The organism is Gracilibacillus lacisalsi DSM 19029 (assembly GCF_000377765.1).
Lineage (GTDB): Bacteria > Bacillota > Bacilli > Bacillales > Amphibacillaceae > Gracilibacillus > Gracilibacillus lacisalsi.
Genome location: NZ_KB898689.1, coordinates 1 through 19,683 on the forward strand (window position 1 = coordinate 1; position 19,683 = coordinate 19,683).

Annotated in this window: 27 protein-coding genes, 1 pseudogene and 1 riboswitch; of the genes and pseudogenes, 5 read left to right on the forward strand and 23 right to left on the reverse strand. The window is 35.7% G+C overall.

Going from position 1 to position 19,683, the window contains the following annotated elements; all coding sequences use genetic code 11:
- The 7 genes from D569_RS0121405 to D569_RS0121440 all read right to left on the reverse strand — a co-directional run bounded on the left by D569_RS0121405 (position 1) and on the right by D569_RS0121440 (position 1,820).
- On the reverse strand, positions 1-231 hold the full coding sequence (locus tag D569_RS0121405; protein WP_018934460.1) for a hypothetical protein: 231 nt from the start codon (positions 229-231) through the stop codon (positions 1-3).
- Positions 232-245: 14 nt separating this feature from the next.
- Entirely contained in the window at positions 246-494 is a 249-nt protein-coding gene (locus tag D569_RS0121410; RefSeq protein ID WP_018934461.1) for a hypothetical protein, read from the reverse strand.
- 20 nt (positions 495-514) lie between these two features.
- Positions 515-760, reverse strand: a complete 246-nt coding sequence (locus tag D569_RS0121415; RefSeq protein ID WP_018934491.1) for a hypothetical protein — start codon at positions 758-760, stop codon at positions 515-517.
- 102 nt (positions 761-862) lie between these two features.
- Complete coding sequence (locus D569_RS0121425; RefSeq protein WP_018934493.1) at positions 863-1,111, reverse strand: hypothetical protein; 249 nt, start codon at positions 1,109-1,111, stop codon at positions 863-865.
- 75 nt (positions 1,112-1,186) lie between these two features.
- Positions 1,187-1,381 carry a hypothetical protein gene (locus D569_RS0121430; RefSeq protein ID WP_018934494.1) on the reverse strand — a complete coding sequence of 65 codons (195 nt, stop codon included), beginning with the start codon at positions 1,379-1,381 and terminating at the stop codon, positions 1,187-1,189.
- A 21-nt stretch (positions 1,382-1,402) separates the two neighbouring features.
- A complete protein-coding gene (locus tag D569_RS24680; RefSeq protein ID WP_018934495.1) occupies positions 1,403-1,564 on the reverse strand; it encodes a hypothetical protein in 162 nt (53 codons plus the stop codon).
- 73 nt (positions 1,565-1,637) lie between these two features.
- Positions 1,638-1,820 (reverse strand): helix-turn-helix domain-containing protein, encoded by a 183-nt coding sequence (locus D569_RS0121440; RefSeq protein ID WP_018934496.1) that lies wholly within the window; start codon positions 1,818-1,820, stop codon positions 1,638-1,640.
- A 307-nt stretch (positions 1,821-2,127) separates the two neighbouring features.
- On the opposite strand from D569_RS0121440, the gene D569_RS0121445 reads away from it, so the two are divergent.
- From D569_RS0121445 to D569_RS0121460, 4 genes and pseudogenes are all read left to right on the forward strand, one after another.
- Positions 2,128-2,463, forward strand: a complete 336-nt coding sequence (locus D569_RS0121445; RefSeq protein WP_018934497.1) for a helix-turn-helix domain-containing protein — start codon at positions 2,128-2,130, stop codon at positions 2,461-2,463.
- 2 nt (positions 2,464-2,465) lie between these two features.
- On the forward strand, positions 2,466-2,933 hold the full coding sequence (locus D569_RS0121450) for an ImmA/IrrE family metallo-endopeptidase (protein ID WP_018934498.1): 468 nt from the start codon (positions 2,466-2,468) through the stop codon (positions 2,931-2,933).
- A gap of 55 nt (positions 2,934-2,988) precedes the next feature.
- Positions 2,989-4,419 (forward strand): recombinase family protein, encoded by a 1,431-nt coding sequence (locus D569_RS0121455; RefSeq protein ID WP_018934499.1) that lies wholly within the window; start codon positions 2,989-2,991, stop codon positions 4,417-4,419.
- 12 nt (positions 4,420-4,431) lie between these two features.
- Positions 4,432-4,647, forward strand: a pseudogene (locus D569_RS0121460) (manganese catalase family protein); the annotation flags it as partial.
- A 57-nt stretch (positions 4,648-4,704) separates the two neighbouring features.
- Here the strand turns inward: D569_RS0121460 and D569_RS0121465 are convergent.
- From D569_RS0121465 to D569_RS0121480, 4 genes are read right to left on the reverse strand one after another with little or no spacing between them, the layout of a single operon-like run.
- Positions 4,705-5,187: a LysM peptidoglycan-binding domain-containing protein gene (locus tag D569_RS0121465; RefSeq protein WP_018934501.1), complete on the reverse strand. Its 483-nt coding sequence runs from the start codon at positions 5,185-5,187 to the stop codon at positions 4,705-4,707.
- Positions 5,177-5,764 (reverse strand): CPBP family intramembrane glutamic endopeptidase, encoded by a 588-nt coding sequence (locus D569_RS0121470; RefSeq protein ID WP_018934502.1) that lies wholly within the window; start codon positions 5,762-5,764, stop codon positions 5,177-5,179. Before D569_RS0121470 ends, D569_RS0121465 begins: the two co-directional genes overlap by 11 nt.
- Position 5,765: 1 nt before the next feature.
- Positions 5,766-7,286: a RecQ family ATP-dependent DNA helicase gene (locus D569_RS0121475; protein ID WP_018934503.1), complete on the reverse strand. Its 1,521-nt coding sequence runs from the start codon at positions 7,284-7,286 to the stop codon at positions 5,766-5,768.
- Entirely contained in the window at positions 7,279-8,352 is a 1,074-nt protein-coding gene (locus D569_RS0121480; RefSeq protein ID WP_018934504.1) for a YpbB family protein, read from the reverse strand. Before D569_RS0121480 ends, D569_RS0121475 begins: the two co-directional genes overlap by 8 nt.
- Before the next feature lie 132 nt (positions 8,353-8,484).
- On the opposite strand from D569_RS0121480, the gene D569_RS0121485 reads away from it, so the two are divergent.
- The gene (locus D569_RS0121485; protein ID WP_018934505.1) at positions 8,485-8,706 is read left to right on the forward strand and encodes a ferredoxin; all 222 of its coding nucleotides are present in this window, start codon (positions 8,485-8,487) and stop codon (positions 8,704-8,706) included.
- A 40-nt stretch (positions 8,707-8,746) separates the two neighbouring features.
- Here the strand turns inward: D569_RS0121485 and D569_RS0121490 are convergent, their stop codons facing one another.
- From D569_RS0121490 to D569_RS0121545, 12 genes are all read right to left on the reverse strand, one after another.
- Positions 8,747-9,892, reverse strand: a complete 1,146-nt coding sequence (locus tag D569_RS0121490; RefSeq protein ID WP_018934506.1) for a GerMN domain-containing protein — start codon at positions 9,890-9,892, stop codon at positions 8,747-8,749.
- Positions 9,879-10,424 carry an RNA polymerase sigma factor SigX gene (locus tag D569_RS0121495; protein WP_018934507.1) on the reverse strand — a complete coding sequence of 182 codons (546 nt, stop codon included), beginning with the start codon at positions 10,422-10,424 and terminating at the stop codon, positions 9,879-9,881. The genes D569_RS0121490 and D569_RS0121495 overlap by 14 nt, the downstream gene beginning before the upstream one ends.
- Before the next feature lie 120 nt (positions 10,425-10,544).
- The gene (locus tag D569_RS0121500; RefSeq protein WP_018934508.1) at positions 10,545-11,039 is read right to left on the reverse strand and encodes an ECF transporter S component; all 495 of its coding nucleotides are present in this window, start codon (positions 11,037-11,039) and stop codon (positions 10,545-10,547) included.
- Positions 11,040-11,043: 4 nt separating this feature from the next.
- Positions 11,044-11,418, reverse strand: coding sequence for a DUF4430 domain-containing protein (locus D569_RS23765; protein WP_018934509.1), 375 nt, complete (start codon positions 11,416-11,418; stop codon positions 11,044-11,046).
- A 96-nt stretch (positions 11,419-11,514) separates the two neighbouring features.
- Positions 11,515-11,696: riboswitch (cobalamin riboswitch) on the reverse strand.
- Between the two features lies 1 nt (position 11,697).
- Positions 11,698-12,420, reverse strand: coding sequence for a response regulator transcription factor (locus D569_RS0121510; protein WP_018934510.1), 723 nt, complete (start codon positions 12,418-12,420; stop codon positions 11,698-11,700).
- Positions 12,421-12,500: 80 nt separating this feature from the next.
- Entirely contained in the window at positions 12,501-13,688 is a 1,188-nt protein-coding gene (gene ccsB / locus D569_RS0121515) for a c-type cytochrome biogenesis protein CcsB (RefSeq protein WP_018934511.1), read from the reverse strand.
- 39 nt (positions 13,689-13,727) lie between these two features.
- Complete coding sequence (locus D569_RS0121520) at positions 13,728-15,350, reverse strand: cytochrome c biogenesis protein (protein ID WP_018934512.1); 1,623 nt, start codon at positions 15,348-15,350, stop codon at positions 13,728-13,730.
- A 10-nt stretch (positions 15,351-15,360) separates the two neighbouring features.
- Positions 15,361-15,951: a thiol-disulfide oxidoreductase ResA gene (resA, locus tag D569_RS0121525; RefSeq protein WP_018934513.1), complete on the reverse strand. Its 591-nt coding sequence runs from the start codon at positions 15,949-15,951 to the stop codon at positions 15,361-15,363.
- Between the two features lie 66 nt (positions 15,952-16,017).
- Positions 16,018-16,734, reverse strand: coding sequence for a pseudouridine synthase (locus tag D569_RS0121530; RefSeq protein WP_018934514.1), 717 nt, complete (start codon positions 16,732-16,734; stop codon positions 16,018-16,020).
- A 270-nt stretch (positions 16,735-17,004) separates the two neighbouring features.
- Positions 17,005-17,538, reverse strand: a complete 534-nt coding sequence (locus D569_RS0121535; RefSeq protein ID WP_018934515.1) for a spore maturation protein — start codon at positions 17,536-17,538, stop codon at positions 17,005-17,007.
- Between the two features lie 36 nt (positions 17,539-17,574).
- Entirely contained in the window at positions 17,575-18,153 is a 579-nt protein-coding gene (locus D569_RS0121540) for a nucleoside recognition domain-containing protein (RefSeq protein ID WP_018934516.1), read from the reverse strand.
- On the reverse strand, positions 18,146-19,249 hold the full coding sequence (locus tag D569_RS0121545) for a D-alanyl-D-alanine carboxypeptidase family protein (protein ID WP_018934517.1): 1,104 nt from the start codon (positions 19,247-19,249) through the stop codon (positions 18,146-18,148). The genes D569_RS0121540 and D569_RS0121545 overlap by 8 nt, the downstream gene beginning before the upstream one ends.
- Positions 19,250-19,683 lie beyond the last annotated feature (434 nt).

Here is a 19,683-nt window from a genome sequence, read left to right on the forward strand (position 1 = left end):
TCATTTTTCTTTTGTTTCAAAATTAGCAATAACTTTTGTAGCACCGAAGTGTTCTAGCAATGCTATTTCACTTGGATCCAAATCTTCTACAAGCCAAAACTCTTCATCATGAATGTAGATTTCATCACCGTAATAAACTTCATTCCCAAAGAAGTCAGTACCGTAAATATCCGGTTCTTTTTCTGGATGACCAGTTTTATTGATTTGATATACTGTTGGATGTTCCGTCAACTCTTTCACCTCCTTTAAAGTTTTGCTAATTCTTCCTCAAGACGTTTGATTTCTTTTTCAATAACTGACCTAGTTACTTCTAAAACTTCATCAACAACTCTTTTATTGCGTGTGAAAACATTGCCGTTGTGGCTATGAATCTCTAATTGTGAGAATTGATCTTGACTTTCTTTAACTGCATGGTTCAAATGTTTGATCTTTTCAATAATTTCATTAGCTTCACCTACACGTTTTTGCATATATTCAAGCGTTTTTCTATCCAAATTTCTAACCTCCTTTCAAGCTACCAGTTATACCTGGTCTTCATGGCTTTATCAGACAATTGCAATTCCTGATCGGTAATCTTTCTACGTTTCAAAATTCTAACCTCAGCCAATAATCTTAATGCATGCATCAATTGCATTTCTGCTTTATCGAATTCACCTTGATTGATTAATTCGCTAGATAGTTCTTTGTTGTCGAAAATTTCTTTGCGATAATGTAATGCTTGCTGCTTGTCCGATTCTCGAAAATGATCACTGAATGGCATTGTTACTCACCCCTATCTAACTCTTCCATGTCCGTAATCTGATCAACTGCTTTGCCTAAGCTGATATTAATTAAACACCCGATTAACGCTGCAACAATAAAACTAATAAACACCCACTGCATCTATTGAAACCTCCCTCTCATCTTTTGCTTCGACATACAGATTGAATAAGAATTCGTTATTCTTTTTGAATTCCTTCATGGCATAAGAGTCATCAACCGGAATCTCGAACGCTTCTTCCATATCTGCTATTAATCTATTGAGTGCATCAATCTTTTCTACCTGATTAATACTGTTGCGCTTGATGTTGTTAAAACGATGGATTAGATCGACCATGTAGCCAATTCGCATTTCGCTATTCACTCCTTCCTGTTTTATGACTAAAATCGTTCAACAATTTCCGCATGTTTGGTAAAAAGAGAAAGCCTATTCGGCTTTTTCAGCGTCCCATCTGGCATATCTTTCATAAGTATCTATGCTATCTCTCATTGCATTTTTACCAGCTGCAAGCACCTCTTTCACTTCATCAGGCAAGTCAGAATAATTTTTAATTACCCACCCATCTGATCGCTTGAGTAAATTTCTAGTTTCATCCGCTTTTTCTTGCCATTTGTTTGACATTTAGATTTCACGCTCCTTTTTTTACGATTTGTTAACCAGTACATGCTCTTTCCCTGTTACCATATGGGCAAGTGCTAATTTACATCTGTTTGCTAGCTCTCTGTTTTCACTGGGATTAAATTCGACTTTTTTTCCGTCGAGTAATTTAAAGTGTCTTACGGTGTACTTTGTTTCTTTTTTCATGCTGACACCTCCTGATTAAAAGGTATGCAATATTAACCGTAGGACTAACCATTAACATTGATAAGATGAAGCATTAAACATTTAAAATCTTCCTAATATGTTTCACATGCTCCTGTGCTTTCGGACCATCTTTACGACCGTTGATGATGTCAGATAAATAAGCATTTGATATGCCGAGCATTTTAGCTAATTGAGTTTGACTCATTTTGCGTTTAAAAAGTTCTGATCTCACTAGTGCCCCCAAGTCTTCTGACATACCTTTACCTCCTTACTTTTAGGATATAAGCTAAAATGTTAGCTAAAATTTCCAAAAATACATTGACGTTTACTAACATATTTGTTAGTATATATCCATAGCTAAATAAGACTACTAAAAGCCTGTGAACAATACATTTATCCGTTCCCCAACGTCAAAATGTGTATTTTAATAGGTCGTATTTTTTGTACTCTTTTTAGCTAACAAATTAGCTTATGAACACAGTATACTAACTCATATGTTAGTTGTCAACATAAAAACTAATATTTTCGTTAGCTTATTGTGTTCTGCTTTAAGGATGGTTGATATGACTACGTTGGAGCGTATAAAAAAACTTTGCAAAGAACATAGCATTAGTGTGAAGATACTCGAAGAAAGGCTGGATTTTCCTAATAATACTATTTACCAATGGAAGTCCAGAACACCTGGACTAGATAAGATCCAAAAAGTTGCAGACTATTTCAATGTTTCAGTTGACTATCTACTAGGACGTACAAATAAGAAAAGACTTGATGAACCAGAAACTTTAGCTGCTCACCATGAAGGAGAAGATTGGACTGAGGAAGAATTAGAGGAGATAGAGGAATTTAAACGTTTCGTGGCTATGCGACGAGAAGCCCGCAACAAAAAGAAAGGGGATTAGCCATGTATTTATATGATACTTTATTGGAGGAATGTCGTAATAAGGATATTGAAGTATATGAAAAGGAAATGAAAAGTGCCGGGTTGTATAGTGATAGCGTAATATGGCTTAATAAGTATTTACCTACATACACCGATAAATATTGCGTACTAGCAGAAGAAATCGGGCATCACTACAAAACAGTTGGCAATATATTAGACCAAACAAAACCAAAAAATAGAAAACAAGAAAAACTGGCTCGATCTTGGGCGTATGAACGTATAGTTCCTTTACACAGAATTGTAGAAGCTCATAAAGAATATATTAGAAACAAATATGAGTTAGCAGACTTTTTAGGCGTCACTGAAAGTTTCTTAGATGAAGCTCTTATAAGATATAAAGAAAAATACGGCGACTTTGTGCATTACGAAAGATACGCTATTTCTCTTGATCCTCTCGGAGTTATTGAGTGGTTCGAAGGTTCTGTTTAGTAAGTTTCACACTCTTAAACAGAACGTGCATTCTATTATTAAAGAAGGTGTTAAAATGAAAATCGCTGCATATTTACGTGTAAGCACTAATGAACAGGTTGATCATGGGCATTCTTTAGCAGAACAAAAAGAAAGACTTGAGGCTTATGCCAAAGTAATGGGTTGGGAGAAACCAATTTATTATATGGATGATGGATATTCTGCTGGTAGTTTAAAGCGGCCACAATTACAAAAACTTATAAAAGATATTGAAAACCAAAAGATAGATACAGTAATGACTACTAAACTTGATCGCTTAAGTCGTAACTTACTTGAACTGCTCCAAGTAATAAATTTTATGGAAACCAACGATTGCAGTTATGTTTCAGCAACTGAAAACTTTGATACATCTACCGCTGCTGGAAGAATGGTTCTTCATTTACTTGGAGTGTTCGCGGAATTTGAACGAGAAAGGACAAGTGAACGTGTAAAGGATAATATGACTTCACTTGCACTAACTTCTGATGTGGCTTTATCAGGTCCGTGCTTTGGCTATGACATTGTGAATAGACGATATAAGATCAATAAGAAAGAAGCCAAGTATGTACGGAAAATGGTTGAAATGATTGAAAATGGGAATGGCAATCGATCAATAGCTAGTTGGTTAAATAGTATGAACATAACAACAAAACGAGGAAAGGAATGGGATTCAACTGCTGTGAGGAGGCTGATGAGAACAGAGACTATAACTGGAACCAGAGTTACTAACAAGCGAAAAAAAGTGGGAGATAAATATGTTATAAGACCGAAAGAAGAATGGATCATAAAAGAAAACAACCATCCCGCTATTATCTCTCCCGAAAGATTTGAGAATCTACAAACCATACTTGATTCAAGAATTAATAATAAACAACATGAAAATGAAACATATTTGCTCACTGGAGTATTGAAATGTGGTCATTGCGGTAGCACAATGAAAGGTAGCAGTGCTCGTCATAATCGAGGAGATAAACAATATGAATATTTCCGTTATATTTGCTCCTCTTATGTAACTAAGTATGGATGCAAACATCATTTTGCGCATCGTGATCAACTGGAAAATGAAATTATTAAACAAGTTGAAAAACTTACTGAATCCTCCCCAGAGGAACTAAAATTAAAAGTATCTTCTTCCAATGAGCAAAACGAAGTAAATGAAATTAAAAAAGCTTTGAAATCACTTGATATGCAAATGATGCGTCAAATTGAAGCTCACGGTAAAGGCTTGATTGAAGATGAAGACTTAAAAAACTCATCCGATCATGTTAAAGAGCAAAGGGTTCTATTAAGAAAGCAACTTGAATCCTTAGAAGAAATCAATGCTTCAAAATCAGTTCAAGAAAAAGCCTCTACACTCCTCCCGGATATTAAGAATATAGATCGTAAAATCGCTAAAACTGCTATTGCTCAATTAATTGATTCAATAATATTAACTGACGAAAACCTTGATATAACTTGGCGTGTCTAATTTATGTCTGATAAGACAAAAGGAGATCCGATAGCCGATTTGTATGAGGATATTGCTGCAGAAGAAAAAGCCCGAGCAACATACCAATGGATTATCGATATATCTGATGATCCGTTTATAAATGATTCATTAAAATTTTTGCGAGAGAGAGAAATTGTCCACTCCCAACGATTCCATGAAGCAGTGGAAATATTAAAAGAAGAACGCGATCGCAAAAAAGTATTTTAATAGCCGTACTAACACAACACCCCCGTCATGCTCACATCTAACGGGGGTAAATAATTTTCAATTTTCTTCAACATTTGGAATAACAATTTCTTCACCAACAATTAAAGTATCATTTTCTAATTGATTGGCCTCCTTAATTTGATTTACAAAGTTCGTATTACCGTAATATTTTTCAGAAATCGAAAATAACGTATCCATTCGATCTACTTCATGAATAATCATATCCGAGCCATTTACTTCCTCAGAGGAATTCAATTTAATAAATACCTGCTCAGCAAAGTGATCTTCTTCCTCGGATTCTGCTGATGATAAATATTCTTCTCCCCAAAATTTGACGGTTAATACTAAGAGGATGATCACAATAAACAATAGTAAAATAAACCGAATAAATGGAAAAGATATTTTCCATTTTGCCTTCGCTTTTCTCGTTTGATGCACTTCACTCCTAGGTGGCAATGAAGAGGCATCGTATTTCACTTGTTGCTGTTCAACTTGATTTCTTAACGATGTTGCCTGGTCATCTCTTTGTTCATGATGCATGACGAAACCTCCCCGACCTAATTAACAAAGCCAATATAACATCCACAAGAAAATGCAGTGTAATTACCACACTCAAATTGCTTGTCCAATAATAAACCAAACCTATCCAAAAACTCAAGACAATAATCGCAATAAAAAGGACTACTTTTGATAAATACCTAATATGAACAACCGCAAAAAGAATACTTGCAATAAGTATGCCAAAATTAGTCTGGATCACACCTCTAAACAGGAATTCTTCAACAGAAGCAATAAAGAAACATAACAAGATAATGCCTATATAAGAGCCTTCTTGAAATATTTTTTGATTGATCCCTCCATCATCCCACCAGTTTTTTTGAAATATTTTCATTAATAGGAAATCCAATGAGATGATCATAAGAGCAGAGAAAACACCAAATATAATCCAATCGGAGAAGTTCCAATAAACTAAAGCAACTATATCTTGCCAGTCATTAAATAAAAAGGAAGCTAAAACGACCGCGATCAGTCCCAGAAGTAGCTGAGAGAGCCATATTTGTTGTTTTAATTGTTTACTTGACAGTAGCCTGATAAGTTCTGCTTGGCTTCTTTGCATATTAGTCTCCTTGATATAATATTTCTTTTAAATTGGTTTGCCAATCTTGTGTACTACTATTACTCTGTTCAATTGCTGGATGCCAGTTTTCCCATCGAAAATCACAATAATCACAACACATATTCGTTGGTTTTTGGATATGATCCTGAAAATGTGAAAAGAGTTTATTTCTCCTACAACCTGTCGTATGAAGCCATTGTAACATTTCGTTTAATTTATTATACTTGTATCGATAGCGTTTTTCTATTGTTTCCTGCAATATCATTAAGGCATTATGAAATGGTAGAGCGGTTATATTAAATTGTTCATGTTCTAAAATATTCAGTTTTTCTAATTGGTAACGAAAAAACCTCCAATGAGGCTCCATCCCATTTACATTCAACATAAATTCCTCTTTTAAATCATTCAATGATACATCATTATGATAAATTAGTTTTAACATTTGCTTAACAACGCCAATGTCAGGTAATTCTGTATCAAGTAACCGTTGTGGAATGATGTGATCATACTCATGAAAAAGAGTTACACTAACAGCTTCCTGTCCATTTCTTCCTGCTCTGCCTATTTCCTGTATAAATGATTCGATTTGGGATGGAAAATGATAATGAATCACTAATTGAATATCTTTTTTATTAATGCCCATGCCAAAAGCATTTGTACAACAAATAACATCCAATTGCTTGTTCATAAATTGTTGTTGGATCAATAATCGGTCCTGATTATCTAAACCACCATGATAATATGCGATATTTCGATCATGTTCTTTTCCTTGCAATATCGACGCAACCCTAGCAGCCTCTTCTCTACTAGAAAAATAAATTAAAGTAGGAACCCTATAATTCCGGATAATCTTCGCAATTTTCTCTTCTTTTTCTTTCACCTGATCCACCTGTTCCACTACAAAGGAGATATTCGGTTTATCCATTGGATAGATAAATTTTTTGACATTCGGTATTTGTAATGCCTCCAAAATATCTTGTTGGACATCTGGTGTTGCCGTTGCAGTCAGTGCTAATAATGGTGGCTTATTTAATAACTGGTGTGCTTGTTTAATTCTAAGATAATCTGGTCGAAACTCATGGCCCCATTGAGAAATACAATGCGCCTCATCTATTACAAACAAACTAATCTTCAAAGACTTTATTCTCGTTAAAATCCGTTTACTCTGTAGCATTTCCGGTGATAAGTATAGTAATTGGTAAGAATCGATTTGTTGTATAAGTGTTTCTCTTTCTTGATAGGAAAGCATACTGTTTAATGCAGCTACCTTTTTAAACCCAGTAGCCTTCAACTGCTTAACTTGATCCGTCATTAAGGAGAGTAGAGGTGAAGCAACAATGACAATTCCTGATGACATCATAGCTGGTAACTGATAACAAATAGATTTCCCTGTTCCAGTTGGAAGGACCGCAAAGACGTTCTGTTTCTTCAGAACAGCTTCTATAATTTCTTTTTGGCCAGTACGGAAAGTCGAAAAACCGAAATGGGCTTGTAAATTCTGTTCTAGTTGTAATTCAGACATATTGATTCTCCTCCACATTATTTCGTCCTTCTAAAGCTATTACCAGTTTAATTTGGAAATAGCTAATTGAATCTGGTAATAGACTTTTAATATCCTTCAACTTTTTGGATTCAAGCTTTTTTAAAATTTCTCTAATTAATCGATAATCTTGTTCCGTAATATAGGCAGGCCAATTCAATTCTTGGTAGATATAGGCAATTTCAACAATGTGATCTTTTATCGTATTTTCTTTCAAATTACGAACATTAGCAATTTCATCAATTGATAGCCCCTGCTTCAAATAATAGAATGTCTGATTTGTTGAATCACTTAACAACTTATTCGTTTGATGAACAGGATATAATTGAGGAAGAAACCTAAAGTTATCTTCCGTTTCGATTGCTTTACAGATAGCATGAATAATGTTCATGAAAGATAAATAAACATCGTGAGTGGTAATATAATATTTCTTTGCAATTTGGTACCTGCTAAGGCCAACTTTTTTAAGTGAGGTTAAACTATCAACAAAAGCTGCTGCATGATCATCTGGAAAATTCTCTAAGATCATGGTTAAATCTTGATAGAGATATTTCAATATGGTAGCAGTACCTAGTTCGTGTTGTTTGTTCCATACTTTTTTTACAAATTGCTGGCTTTCAACATCCTCAATAATCGGTATAAAACGTGGATTTTTCCGATGAATATGTGTCAATGTTTGAATAAAAAGTAATAGATTTTTAGAAAAACGATCCGCTTTTTGATGAAATTTCTCACCGTTCAGATGAAAATAATCCGCTTGTTCTTCCCTTAGTTTTTTATAATACATCTTTCCCCTTTCACTAATATGTACAGTTTGTTGATCGGGGTTAACCGTAATAAGCTGATGATATTCTAGGCGTTGGATTTCCTGATTAAAAGCTTGTCTGGTCAAAGAATTATATATTCCGAAATAATTGGTTAAACCAAATAAATTGCTATCTTGTATCGTTTGAGTCGATTTCTTCGCTGTTAACAAGTGATATATATTATATACTGTTCGTTCACCATTTAGCTTTAATATACTATCTAATAAAATACATTCAAACATGTGAACACCTCAATCTAAGCTATCTATATTTTAACAATTATTGTGAGATTTGAATACAACATCATTGTAACTTACAAAAGTATTTGATAATCTAATAACTAGAATATAAGATAGTAAAGGAAGTGGCAATTGATGCCATATTATACGTGGATAGAGAAAGAAACGTGTATTGCGTGTGGAGTATGTGGTGCAACTGCACCTGATTTATTCGATTATGACGACGAAGGTGTTGCATACAGCAAACTCGATAACAATAAAGGGGAAACAGCAGTGCCTTCAGATACAGAAGAAGACCTTCTAGATGCGCATGAGAGCTGTCCAACCGAATCAGTAAAAATATATCACAAAGAATAGGGATTGTTATAGCCCTATTCTTTGTTTTTTTTGCGACCATTTATTGAATAATGTTAATTTGATCGGTAGTTTGAATTGGTTCGGATAAATCATACTTACCAATTTGATCGATTCCTATACTAAAGATGACTTCCTGATATCCATAAGTGAATGCAGTAGCTAAGATTGCTTCAATCATTTGAACGGTAATTTGATTGTCCCCAATTTGAGCAGAGGATAAGGAAACAAATACCTGGCCACCCGGCTGATCCTCGGTCTCAATAACAGTATCTTCCGGTATAGAAGGCTGAACATTGAATGCTGGTTCCGCTATTTTCATTTCTTCTAACGCTGCAGTTAATGTCTTGAATATTCCATCGGTTTTGGCAGCCAACCATTCTGCCCCATTATTACTTTGATATATTTTATAAGGTACTTGCTCGATAGGACTTAGAGGAACAAGGTTATTACTAATATCTCCTTCGTTTAAGATAGGATGGTGATTCTCGAATTGGATTTCCTTCATCCCTAACGGTCGAAACATATACGCTAACACTTTTTCGAAATTGCTGTAATTATTTCCACTAGGTTGCAATTCAAAGGAATCTGTAAATGTTGCAATTACTTTTTGATTCTCTCTCTGAAATTGTATCTCTCGTATTCCGATATCATACAAGTCGTTTTCTTCTAAATCGATATATTCGTTAATTTGATTATAAGAAAAGTTACTTTGCAAAATCGTAATCGGTATGATGTGTTGGCCTTGTTCTGTCAAAAACGCCATATGGCTAGCACCTTGTGTATCTTCCATGTCAAGTAAATAACGATATTCTTCCTTTATATTGTCCTGCATTTCCGCTTTATTAAAAATGTCTGCTTCTCGAGACTCTTCTGCTGTTGATGCTTCATCATCAGCATTATCAAAAGTATCCATGTCTGAATCATCAGCCATTTCAGAAGTTGATTGATCATAACTCCTTGAAAAATCTTGTCCCTGTATAATGACGAAAATTAACAATGCTGCACAAACAGTAGCAAGCACCGGAACCCATATAAATGACCGCTTCTTCTGAGAAGATGGTTTATCTTGCTTCATTTGTGCTTCAATTTGCTGAAAAACCTCTTCCTTAGTACGCTTATCTTCTATTTTTGGTAATTTTCGTAGCTGTTCTTTTAACTGTTCATCATTTGACTTATGATTCTTCATGATCGCCTTCCTCCTCTCTCAACGAGGTCATCATACATTGTTGCAGGACTTTAAGCGCACGATGCTGAGTAGTCTTTACTTTACTGGTAGTCCAATCTAATATTTCTGCCGTCTCTTTTATATTAAAGTCTTGGATAAAACGTAATATAATTACTTGTTTTTGATCATAGCTACAATGTTCCATACAGGTATAAATCTGTTTCATTTGGTCATCTAACAACACGTATTCTTCCGGCGCCTGCTGATCCGACTGAAGTTGCTCTCCTTCTTCTCCCCAGTTAAAGAATTCTAAAAATTTATTTCGTTTTTTCTTTAATTTGCGAAAATAGTCAAAAGTAACATGTCTGGCAATCGAAAAGAGCCATGTTTTTTCCGAACTTTCTCCTTTAAAATGTTGATATGAACGTAAGACCTTGATATAAACTTCTTGAACAATATCTTCGGTTTGTTGTTTATCTTTTACCATATAAAATATATATTGAAATAAATCCTGATGATATTTGTCATATAGTTCCTCAAAAGTGGCCTTCACATCGAGACCCCCTCACCTTATTCTATTTGTCGAAAATTACAGCGAAAAGTTACAATTAAATTCAAATTAAGTATACAGAACTAAAATACCACAGTAATCCATACTGTGGTAGTAAATTTGTTAAAATCTATGATTAGTATACTGAAATAATCTCGCTAATACCGGATATAAGAGGATCGTAAAAATCACATTTCCTACAGCATGAGCGATATCAAAGGATATACCTGCCAAGTAGTAAGCGACAAAATTGCCAGCATACGTAAATGTTCCTAAGTTAACGATCAATCCGTAAATAAATGCTGCAAAAAACGCAAAAATAGTTAATAGTATCATGGCATTTTTCCTGTTATATTGTCCGATAACGCCAGCTAATAGTCCTATTATTGCCCATGCAATCATTTGCCAAATAGTCCAAATTCCCATACCTAAAAAAAGATTCGTAATGTACGTTGAGATGATCGCGATACATATTGCTGGTAATGCACCTACCATTGCACCAGTAATGATGACAATGGCAGTCACAGGTTGGATATTGGGTAGAAATTGAAAAGTGATTCTGCCTATAACACAAACAGCTGCTAATAATGATATAAGTGTAAGTTTATAGGTATTCAACGTATCACTCGATTACTTGAAGATCAAAGGTAATATGATCTTCATCCTCTACTTGATAATCAGCAATCCCTTCGTTTACCATTTCTCCGTTTGCTTCATATGTCCAGAAGGTGTTTTCATCAGTATTTTGTTGGTGCCCTTCAATGGCCGTAAGAAAACCTTCGTCCGTTACTTCCACGTCATAATTTTCTTCTAGGACAGTTTGCAAGCTTGTTCCTGCTTGAACAGTGAAATCATCCTCACTGATCGTAGTGTTTGTTGTTTGATCTGTAATCGTTAATGAAATAGATACTTCCTCATCTGTTGTTGATGTATTTCCACAAGCAGTCATTACAGTTGCTAAAATAGTTATAATAAATAATCGTTTAATTTGTTTCATAATCTCCATTCTCCTCAATTAGTAATGTTGAGGATAAAAGCGATGTTCATGTATGTAAAAGTTGATTCTACACTCGACATGCTTAATCCTCGAAGCATGAATAAATGTTTAATGGCAGGTCTCCTGACTTTGTGTATTATTCTACTCTAGCGTCTTCCCATACGTAAATTTACCGTACAGTGACATAGGCTATTTCGTTACACTTACAGTTGCGAGGACAGTTCTGGATTCACACCAGATTCCCTTTTAAGCAATACACCATTAAACACCCATATTCTTCTATGAGTTATGTGTTACTTCAAATTTATAACCGACGCCCCATACTGTTACAATCATTTTCGCAGCATCTGTTGATACTTTACTTAGCTTTTCTCTCAATCGTTTCACATGTGTGTCTACTGTTCGCAAATCACCAAAAAACTCATATTTCCATACTTCTTTCAATAATTCTTCCCGTTCAAAAACTTTGTCCGGAGATTTGGCTAGAAATAACAGCAATTCGTACTCTTTTGGTGTTAAATTAACTTCCTTATCATCTGCTAAAACACGATGTGCATCATTATCAATTAATAGATGTGGAAATTCAATCAAGTCTTTCGACCGGTTTGCTGTATGTATCGTATTAGAACTTGTTGATCTTCTTAATAATGCCTTAACCCTTAATACAACTTCACGTGGACTAAACGGTTTCACGATGTAATCATCAGTACCGGCTTCAAAACCATGAATTCGACTCAACTCTTCCCCTTTAGCAGTAAGCATAATAACAGGTGTCGTCTTTTGTGTTCTCAGTTCTTTACATACCTCTAAACCATCTTTTCCAGGCATCATTAAATCAAGTAAAATGACTTCATACTCTTCCGTCAAAGCTAACTTCAAGCCTTGCTCTCCGTCTTCCGCTTCATCAATCTCAAAACCTTCGCGCTCTAAATACATTTTTAATAGACGGCGAATTCTATCTTCATCATCGACAACAAGAATTTTTTTCGATTCCTGCTCCATCCTTCTCCCCCCTATCTCTTACTAGTATATAGGCAAAAAGCACAAGAGACAAATAGCACTTGTACTTTCTGTCTAAAGATTTACGCGTAAGAATGTAAACCGGCTAACACTAGATTAACAACGATTAAATTGAACATAATAATCGCAAACCCTATAACAGCTAACCAAGCTGATTTCTCACCATGCCACCCTCGCGATAAACGAAGGTGTAAGAAAATAGCATAGAAAAAGAAAGTAACGAGTGCCCATACCTCTTTAGGGTCCCAGCCCCAATATCTATTCCACGCTTCTTGTGCCCAAATGGCCGCAAATATCAAACCACCTAGAGTAAATACTGGAAATCCAATAGCAACTGCTCGGTAACAGACCTCGTCCAATAATTCCGGGTTTGCCTTTTTTAGCAATGGTTGGATTGCAGCAGCTACTCTTTTTCTCAATATAACTCTCGCAATCAAATATAATAACAAACCAACAGTTAAAGACCAGACTAATGTATTCAATTTACGAGGCGCTTCTGCACCGTGCAGCCATCCTGGTGCAGTAAAAACAGCCTCCATCTTACCTTCTGATGTTAATTCACCATTTTCTGGACCGAACAATGCTGGCAGCTGATAATCTAATGTCATTTCTTCTTCATCAATCACATAAGAAAATGTTGCCTTATAATCCATTGATGAAAAAATCGTCGTAATAATCACAAATCCTAATGTTGCACAAATAGAATACATAATGATTTCTAACCAAGTAGTTTTGGCAGTAGTTCGAGATTGATTAATTTGACGGATTAAATAGATAATACCTGCTACAAAACTTACCGCTAGAATCGCTTCACCTAAAGCAACTGTTGTAACGTGAATATACAACCAATGACTTTTCAAGGAAGGAACTAAAGGTGAAATTTCTTTTGGGTACATACTTGCATATCCGATAATTAAGAGTGCTACAGGTAAAGCAAATAACCCTAATAACTCTATACGATAGATAAAGTATAAAATGATAAACGCTAATACCAGCATCATACCGAAGAAAGTAACAAATTCAAACATGTTACTAACCGGTGCATGTCCACTTGCCATCCATCTTGTAAAAAAGTATCCAACTTGTGCGATGAACCCAAGTATAGTAGTACCAATCGCTAATTTGTTCATGAGTGTGAACTTTTTTTCGTGTTGCTTGTCCCTAATGGTTGCAGCAAAAAAGATGACTGCTATTAAGTAAATCACAAAAGCAGTATACAAAAGACCTCCACTCAAAGTTAGTAAATCCATACACTTTCTCCTCCTTGCATCACCTCAAACGGTAATGAATTACACATCATTCTTTTTTTCTTGGTCACGAACCATTGTAAAAGATGTCCCGTCGATTAGTTTTTCAAATTCTTTAGTTAATCCATACCAATTTTTGTTCGTATGACAAGCTATATACATTCTATCCGTAGCTTGATGAATCCAAATTCGTCGATGCTGCCAATACATCCCTTGTACAACACCAATCATGAAAATAAATGCGCCTAAGCCTATAATAGGAAGTGTTAAATCTTTCCTAACCTTTAAACCACTGACATCGCGCACACCAAAATCTGTTAAACTTAGCTTATACTGATTATCACCTGAAGGGATATTCTGACCAATCGCTAAGAAACTTGCTTCACGCTCCTCTATATCAGGCCCATACACAAAGAAGACAAATCCTGGGTTTCGAGGATAATTAGATACGGACCTTGGCTCCCCGTTATTTAATTCATATTCCGGATAAAAACGATTCAGCTCAATACGATAGCCATTATCAAATACATATTCACTTTCAGGATCAGTTAAATCAACGGTAAACTCTACAATAGCTTCTTCCGCTTCATCATCTGTCTCATGCAACTTAAAAGACATCGTCTGAAATTCATTGAGTTGATAACTATCTTGATAAAGTGCTAAACCATTTATTTTCAACGGTTCGTTTACAATAATTTCACCGCTTTTGACTTCTTTTAATTCTGGCTCCGACCCAATAACATCCTTCGATACATCTTCATATATAATAGCATTCGTTTCGAAATGCTTCGGTACCGGTCCACTAGTATTTTGTAGAGCTTCTTCAAAAATCGCATCTTCGTCATCATTTCCATATGTTTCAAAAATAAATTCTTCGTTTTTTATGTAATATTGTTGACTAGTACTAGGTATAACTGCTGTCTCGCCTTCTCTGACCCAGACAAAATCATCCACGTACATAAATGGAATGAAACGAAATAGTGTTCCTAATAAAAAGATAATAAGTCCTAAATGATTTACATACGGACCCCACCTTGAAAATCTACCTTTCTCCGCAAGTATGTGACCGTCTTTCTCTGTGATCTTATACCGATGCTTTTTAAGGTTGTTAATAAAGCGAGTTTTATCTTCTGTCTGATAAGCCGTATATTCTCCAAACAGTTTCTGTCTTTTCAAAAAATTGGGATGTCGTTTAATAGCTTGATTTTTTAATGCCTTATATAATGGAACTCCTCTGTCGATACTTACGATAAAAATAGAAATACCGATCAAGGCGATCAATACCATATACCACCAGGAGTTGTATAAGTTATGAAAACCTAACTGGTAATAGATTTGCCCTGATAATCCGTATTGATCCCGATAATGTAGAGCTGGATCGACATTTTGTGGAATATACATTTCCTGAGGATAGATCGTTCCTAGTGCAGATGCAACTAATGCAATCGCAATTAATGTAACACCAACTTTAACCGACGAAAAGAAATTCCATATTTTATCTACTATCGAACGATTTTTCGTTTTGGAACGAATTGAACTACCATCATATCGCATATTCAATAATGTACCTTGCTGGTCATTATCTAACGGTTTTCCACATTTTTCGCAAATAGTGGTCCCTTCCTTATTCTGATGACCACATGTACTACATTTTATTGTGTTCATAAGAAACCCCTCACGTTCCCTTTGGTACAATTTCTTGTAAATAGCCTTCTAATCGTTCAAGTGAAAGTTCACCTAACACCCGGTCTACCACCACTCCATTTTCATCAATGAAATAAGTAGTTGGTAATGGTCGTATTCCGTAAGCATCCAACACTTGGCTATCTTTATCATGAAGAATTGGGAATGATAAATTATAATGATCTACAAACTTATCAATCACTAATTCAGTAGCATCCACGCTAACAGCAACAATTTCTACTCCTTGCTCTTTATATTTCGGATACAATTCCTCCATATAAGGCATTTCTCTTTCACAGGGTTCACAATACGTAGCCCAAAAATTAAGCATAACGCCTTTACCCTCAAGATCTGAAAGCTGCAGTGAGGATTCTACTTCATCTTCATTATTCGCAACGCGATCCAATTGAAAATCTGGTGCTTGTTCCTTTATGTCTACAGCTGCTTCTTCTTCAGCTGTTAAATTCGAAACAATAGCAAACACTAAAGCTCCGAACAGGACAACCAATATTGCTGATCGAAAAATAAAGCGATTTCGCTTCTTAACTTGCTTCTTTTGTTTCGCTAGTTCAATCTTTTCCATCGATCTCACTCCCTTCGATCATTGTATCATTTACGATGATCAAAAATTGTGACAGTTATTTAACAATTACTTAGCCAATTTCTTAAGCTCGGCAACTTCTTGTGGTGTCAATTCTCGATGTTCACCTGCATTTAAACTATCTAACGTTAAGAACCCAAATTTTTCCCTTTTAAGTTTCTGCACAGGCGTACCGATTGCTTCAAACATTCTTCTTATTTGCCGGTTTTTACCTTGATGTAAAACCATTTTAACAATAGATGTTTTTTTCTTCGAATCAGTGGACATTACCTTTACATGTTTTGCTTTTAATATTTCTCCTTCAGAGCGAATCCCTTTTTTGAATAATTGTAATTTTTCTTTCGATGGAATTCCTTCTGTTTTGACGATATATTCTTTATTAATCTGATGACTCGGGTGTAACAATAGATTGGTAAAATCACCATCATTCGTCATGATTAATAATCCTGAAGTATCATAATCTAGTCTGCCAACAGGATAAAGTCTTTCTTCATATTCCTCAAAATAATCAGCCACCGTCTTCCGGTTTTTATCATCAGATACACTAGTAATCACACCACGTGGTTTATAGAATAGAAAATATAATAATTTTTCTTTTTCAATTGGTACTCCCTCTACTTTCACTTCGTCTTGATCCGATACCTTGGTACCTAGTTCAGTCACTACCTTGCCATTTACTTCTACGAGACCATCAACGATCATTTTCTCTGCTTTTCTCCTAGAGGTGATCCCGCTTTTAGCAATTACTTTCTGCAGTCGTTCCATTATGCTCACTCTTTCTTTCTAGATTTATGTTATCATTGTTAACCATGTCTTTTATTTCATATACATCAGAAAACCGCAAGCGTCCGCTTAAAACAAGAGCTACTGGACCGAAGCAACTGAGATATAGGAATCACTGAAAAAAAGCGAACCAATGTTGACTTATCGTAAGTTGCTTTCGGGAAGTCGCCTAGTTTCTGAGTGCTCGGAGCCAGATCTCCGCGCAAATTATCTCCTCTCATGAAAACAGTAGCGCTTAAAAAACGAGCGCTACTACAAGAATAACCACGACACAATTATTACTGAAACTATTATACCAATAAAGTCCGCAATCAGTCCAACTTTTAAAGCATTACCCATTTTTTTAATACCCACCGCGCCAAAATAGACTGTTAATATATAAAGGGTCGTATCAGTACTTCCCTGCATGGTAGATGCCAGTCTTCCTAAAAAGGAATCAGGACCATAAGTTTTGATAATCTCAGTTGTTACACTTAAAGCGGCTGTTCCGGAAATGGGTCGTAATATTGCTAACGGTGCTATATCTGCTGGTATTCCAACCTTTGATAAAATAGGCTGTAATAAGCCGATAAACGCATCTAAAGCTCCTGAGCTCCTTAGAATCGCGATAGCCACTAACATTCCTAATAAAAAAGGAAGAAGAGAAACCGACATTTTCAAGCCTTCTTTCCCACCTTCCACAAACACCTCATATGCTGGAACTTTTCTTATAATGGCCACAATTAAAATCATCATTACGGTCACTGGAACTAACCAGATACTTATAACCGTCAACCATTCAACCATGTTTAGACTCCTTTCCTTCTACCTGCACTGCAACCTTCATTTTTGACGTGTTTTTTGCATCAAACGATCAATCGTTATCGCTGAAACAGTTGTAATAAAAGTAGCCAAAATCGTACTTGCGACAATTTCAGTTGGTGCAGCTGAACTATACTCCATACGAATGCCGATTACCGTGGTCGGTACGAGTGTGAGACTGGAAGTATTAATAACTAGAAAAGTTATCATGGAATTACTGGCATGATCCGATTTACTTATTTTCTTCATCTCTTCCATTGCTTTGATACCCATTGGGGTAGCCGCATTCCCTAATCCGAATAAATTGGCTGAAAAGTTGGCAAGTATATACCCCATTGCCGGATGACCATCAGGAATTTCAGGGAATAATCGTTTCACAATCGGTCTAAATAATTTTGCAAAACCTTTTAATATCCCCGCTCGCTCAGCAACTCTCATCATGCCTAGCCAAAAAACTAATACACTTGATAAACTAATGACCAGTGTAACAGCATCACTTGCCCCCTCAAACAACGCTTCATTAACTTGTTCCATCGTTCCATTAAACATGGCATAAACTATTCCAATGATCGCCATTAATGCCCATATCACATTAATCAAGATTATCACCGAACAATCGTTTCAATTGTTCCAGAAAAGTGTTCCAGAATGATGGTTCTTTCGATTCTTCCATAGAAGAGAGATATAGTGATGTATCCGTAATGGCTTCATCATGAAGATAGAAAACGCGTTTTCCGATCTTATCAAAATCAGAAGGTGTACGACTCACATAATTTTTATAGCTAATATTATTTACTTCGTTTTCTGCTAAAGGATAGTAGATAGATTCTTGGATTTCTGCCGTAATGGCATCTTCTTGATCAGTTTGTAGTCTCATTGTGGATTCATCTTGTATTTTTCTTAACGGAAATTTTTCAAATCCCCATTCAAATAAATTCATATGATCTTGCCAGTCACTTGGAGCATTTAAAGTTACAACGATTAATGTTTGTCCATTTTTTTCAGCTGTTGAAACAAGCGTCCTCCCTGCAGCTCGTGTATAACCGGTTTTTCCACCGTTACTGTACTTATATAATTGGGTAAGCAATTTATTTTTATTTATCCAAGCATAATCACGGGCGGAAGATTGATATGATGATGTACCGGAAATTTCTCTAAAAATATCGTTTTCCATTGCATATTTGGTTAAAAGTGCCATGTCATAGGCTGTAGAGAAATGAGTTTCAGAGTCAAGCCCATGCGGATTGTCAAAATGACTATTTGTCATACCAATCCATCTGGCTTTTTCATTCATTAAGTATGCAAAGCCTTCTTGGCTGCCACCGATATGCTCGCCTATAGCTACGGCTGCATCATTTCCTGATCTTAACATTAAACCGTAGACAAGGTCTTTTAATGTAATCTTATCCTCTTTCTTTAAATAGATGGAGGATCCTTCAGTTGATATTGCGTTGTCCGATATTTTTACATATTCATCTAGTTTACCGGATTCTATAGCAATTATAGCGGTTAAAATCTTGGTGATACTTGCAATAAGTGTTGGATTGTCCGCATTTTTCTCATATAGCACTCTTCCTGTTTCTTGATCCATTAAGATAGCACTCTCTGCTGAAACCTGTACATTTGCTTTTATTTCTGGTTGTGGTAATAAGACAAAAATTAATACAATACATATACTATAAATAAACGGTCGCATGACACACCTCTTCTCACTTTACAGATACGTTTGTACCATTCTATGCAGACGAGCAGTGCATATGACTACAAAACAAGCAAAACCACCTGTCTTCATTAGTAATATGGTAATTAGGTGTGCGGTCACATCAGACATAATTTTGAAATATATCGTGATGATAACTACCACTCCGGCTGCCCACTTCCCTCGTATGATATAGGCAACCTTAATTTTAAGGTATCCCCATGAAATTGTATAATGGGGGTAATCAGATGGAGGTATCGTTACTTCCCTTGAAGCTTAGTCTTCGTCGGAAAGTCTGATGCCTCCTTCTTTATAGAATGATTCGTATCAGCTGGATGACACAGACGTTGTCGAATATCGAACGAGGATGGATAGCTATAAAGATGCGGAGGATTCCTCTTTTCTGATTAATCTATCACACGGGTGGTGTT

Coding starts and splice junctions, on each gene's coding strand:
- D569_RS23765 (WP_018934509.1), bottom strand. CDS start 11,418: ATGAAACAAATTAAACGATTATTTATTATAACTATTTTAGCAACTGTA.
- D569_RS0121470 (WP_018934502.1), bottom strand. CDS start 5,764: ATGCAAAGAAGCCAAGCAGAACTTATCAGGCTACTGTCAAGTAAACAA.
- D569_RS0121425 (WP_018934493.1), bottom strand. CDS start 1,111: ATGCGAATTGGCTACATGGTCGATCTAATCCATCGTTTTAACAACATC.
- D569_RS0121445 (WP_018934497.1), top strand. CDS start 2,128: ATGACTACGTTGGAGCGTATAAAAAAACTTTGCAAAGAACATAGCATT.
- D569_RS0121440 (WP_018934496.1), bottom strand. CDS start 1,820: ATGTCAGAAGACTTGGGGGCACTAGTGAGATCAGAACTTTTTAAACGC.
- D569_RS0121475 (WP_018934503.1), bottom strand. CDS start 7,286: ATGTCTGAATTACAACTAGAACAGAATTTACAAGCCCATTTCGGTTTT.
- D569_RS0121415 (WP_018934491.1), bottom strand. CDS start 760: ATGCCATTCAGTGATCATTTTCGAGAATCGGACAAGCAGCAAGCATTA.
- resA (WP_018934513.1), bottom strand. CDS start 15,951: ATGGAAAAGATTGAACTAGCGAAACAAAAGAAGCAAGTTAAGAAGCGA.
- D569_RS0121450 (WP_018934498.1), top strand. CDS start 2,466: ATGTATTTATATGATACTTTATTGGAGGAATGTCGTAATAAGGATATT.
- ccsB (WP_018934511.1), bottom strand. CDS start 13,688: ATGGATTTACTAACTTTGAGTGGAGGTCTTTTGTATACTGCTTTTGTG.
- D569_RS0121530 (WP_018934514.1), bottom strand. CDS start 16,734: ATGGAACGACTGCAGAAAGTAATTGCTAAAAGCGGGATCACCTCTAGG.
- D569_RS0121490 (WP_018934506.1), bottom strand. CDS start 9,892: ATGAAGAATCATAAGTCAAATGATGAACAGTTAAAAGAACAGCTACGA.
- D569_RS0121455 (WP_018934499.1), top strand. CDS start 2,989: ATGAAAATCGCTGCATATTTACGTGTAAGCACTAATGAACAGGTTGAT.
- D569_RS0121480 (WP_018934504.1), bottom strand. CDS start 8,352: ATGTTTGAATGTATTTTATTAGATAGTATATTAAAGCTAAATGGTGAA.
- D569_RS0121430 (WP_018934494.1), bottom strand. CDS start 1,381: ATGTCAAACAAATGGCAAGAAAAAGCGGATGAAACTAGAAATTTACTC.
- D569_RS0121535 (WP_018934515.1), bottom strand. CDS start 17,538: ATGGTTGAATGGTTGACGGTTATAAGTATCTGGTTAGTTCCAGTGACC.
- D569_RS0121545 (WP_018934517.1), bottom strand. CDS start 19,249: ATGCGACCGTTTATTTATAGTATATGTATTGTATTAATTTTTGTCTTA.
- D569_RS24680 (WP_018934495.1), bottom strand. CDS start 1,564: ATGAAAAAAGAAACAAAGTACACCGTAAGACACTTTAAATTACTCGAC.
- D569_RS0121465 (WP_018934501.1), bottom strand. CDS start 5,187: ATGCATCATGAACAAAGAGATGACCAGGCAACATCGTTAAGAAATCAA.
- D569_RS0121485 (WP_018934505.1), top strand. CDS start 8,485: ATGCCATATTATACGTGGATAGAGAAAGAAACGTGTATTGCGTGTGGA.
- D569_RS0121510 (WP_018934510.1), bottom strand. CDS start 12,420: ATGGAGCAGGAATCGAAAAAAATTCTTGTTGTCGATGATGAAGATAGA.
- D569_RS0121520 (WP_018934512.1), bottom strand. CDS start 15,350: ATGAACACAATAAAATGTAGTACATGTGGTCATCAGAATAAGGAAGGG.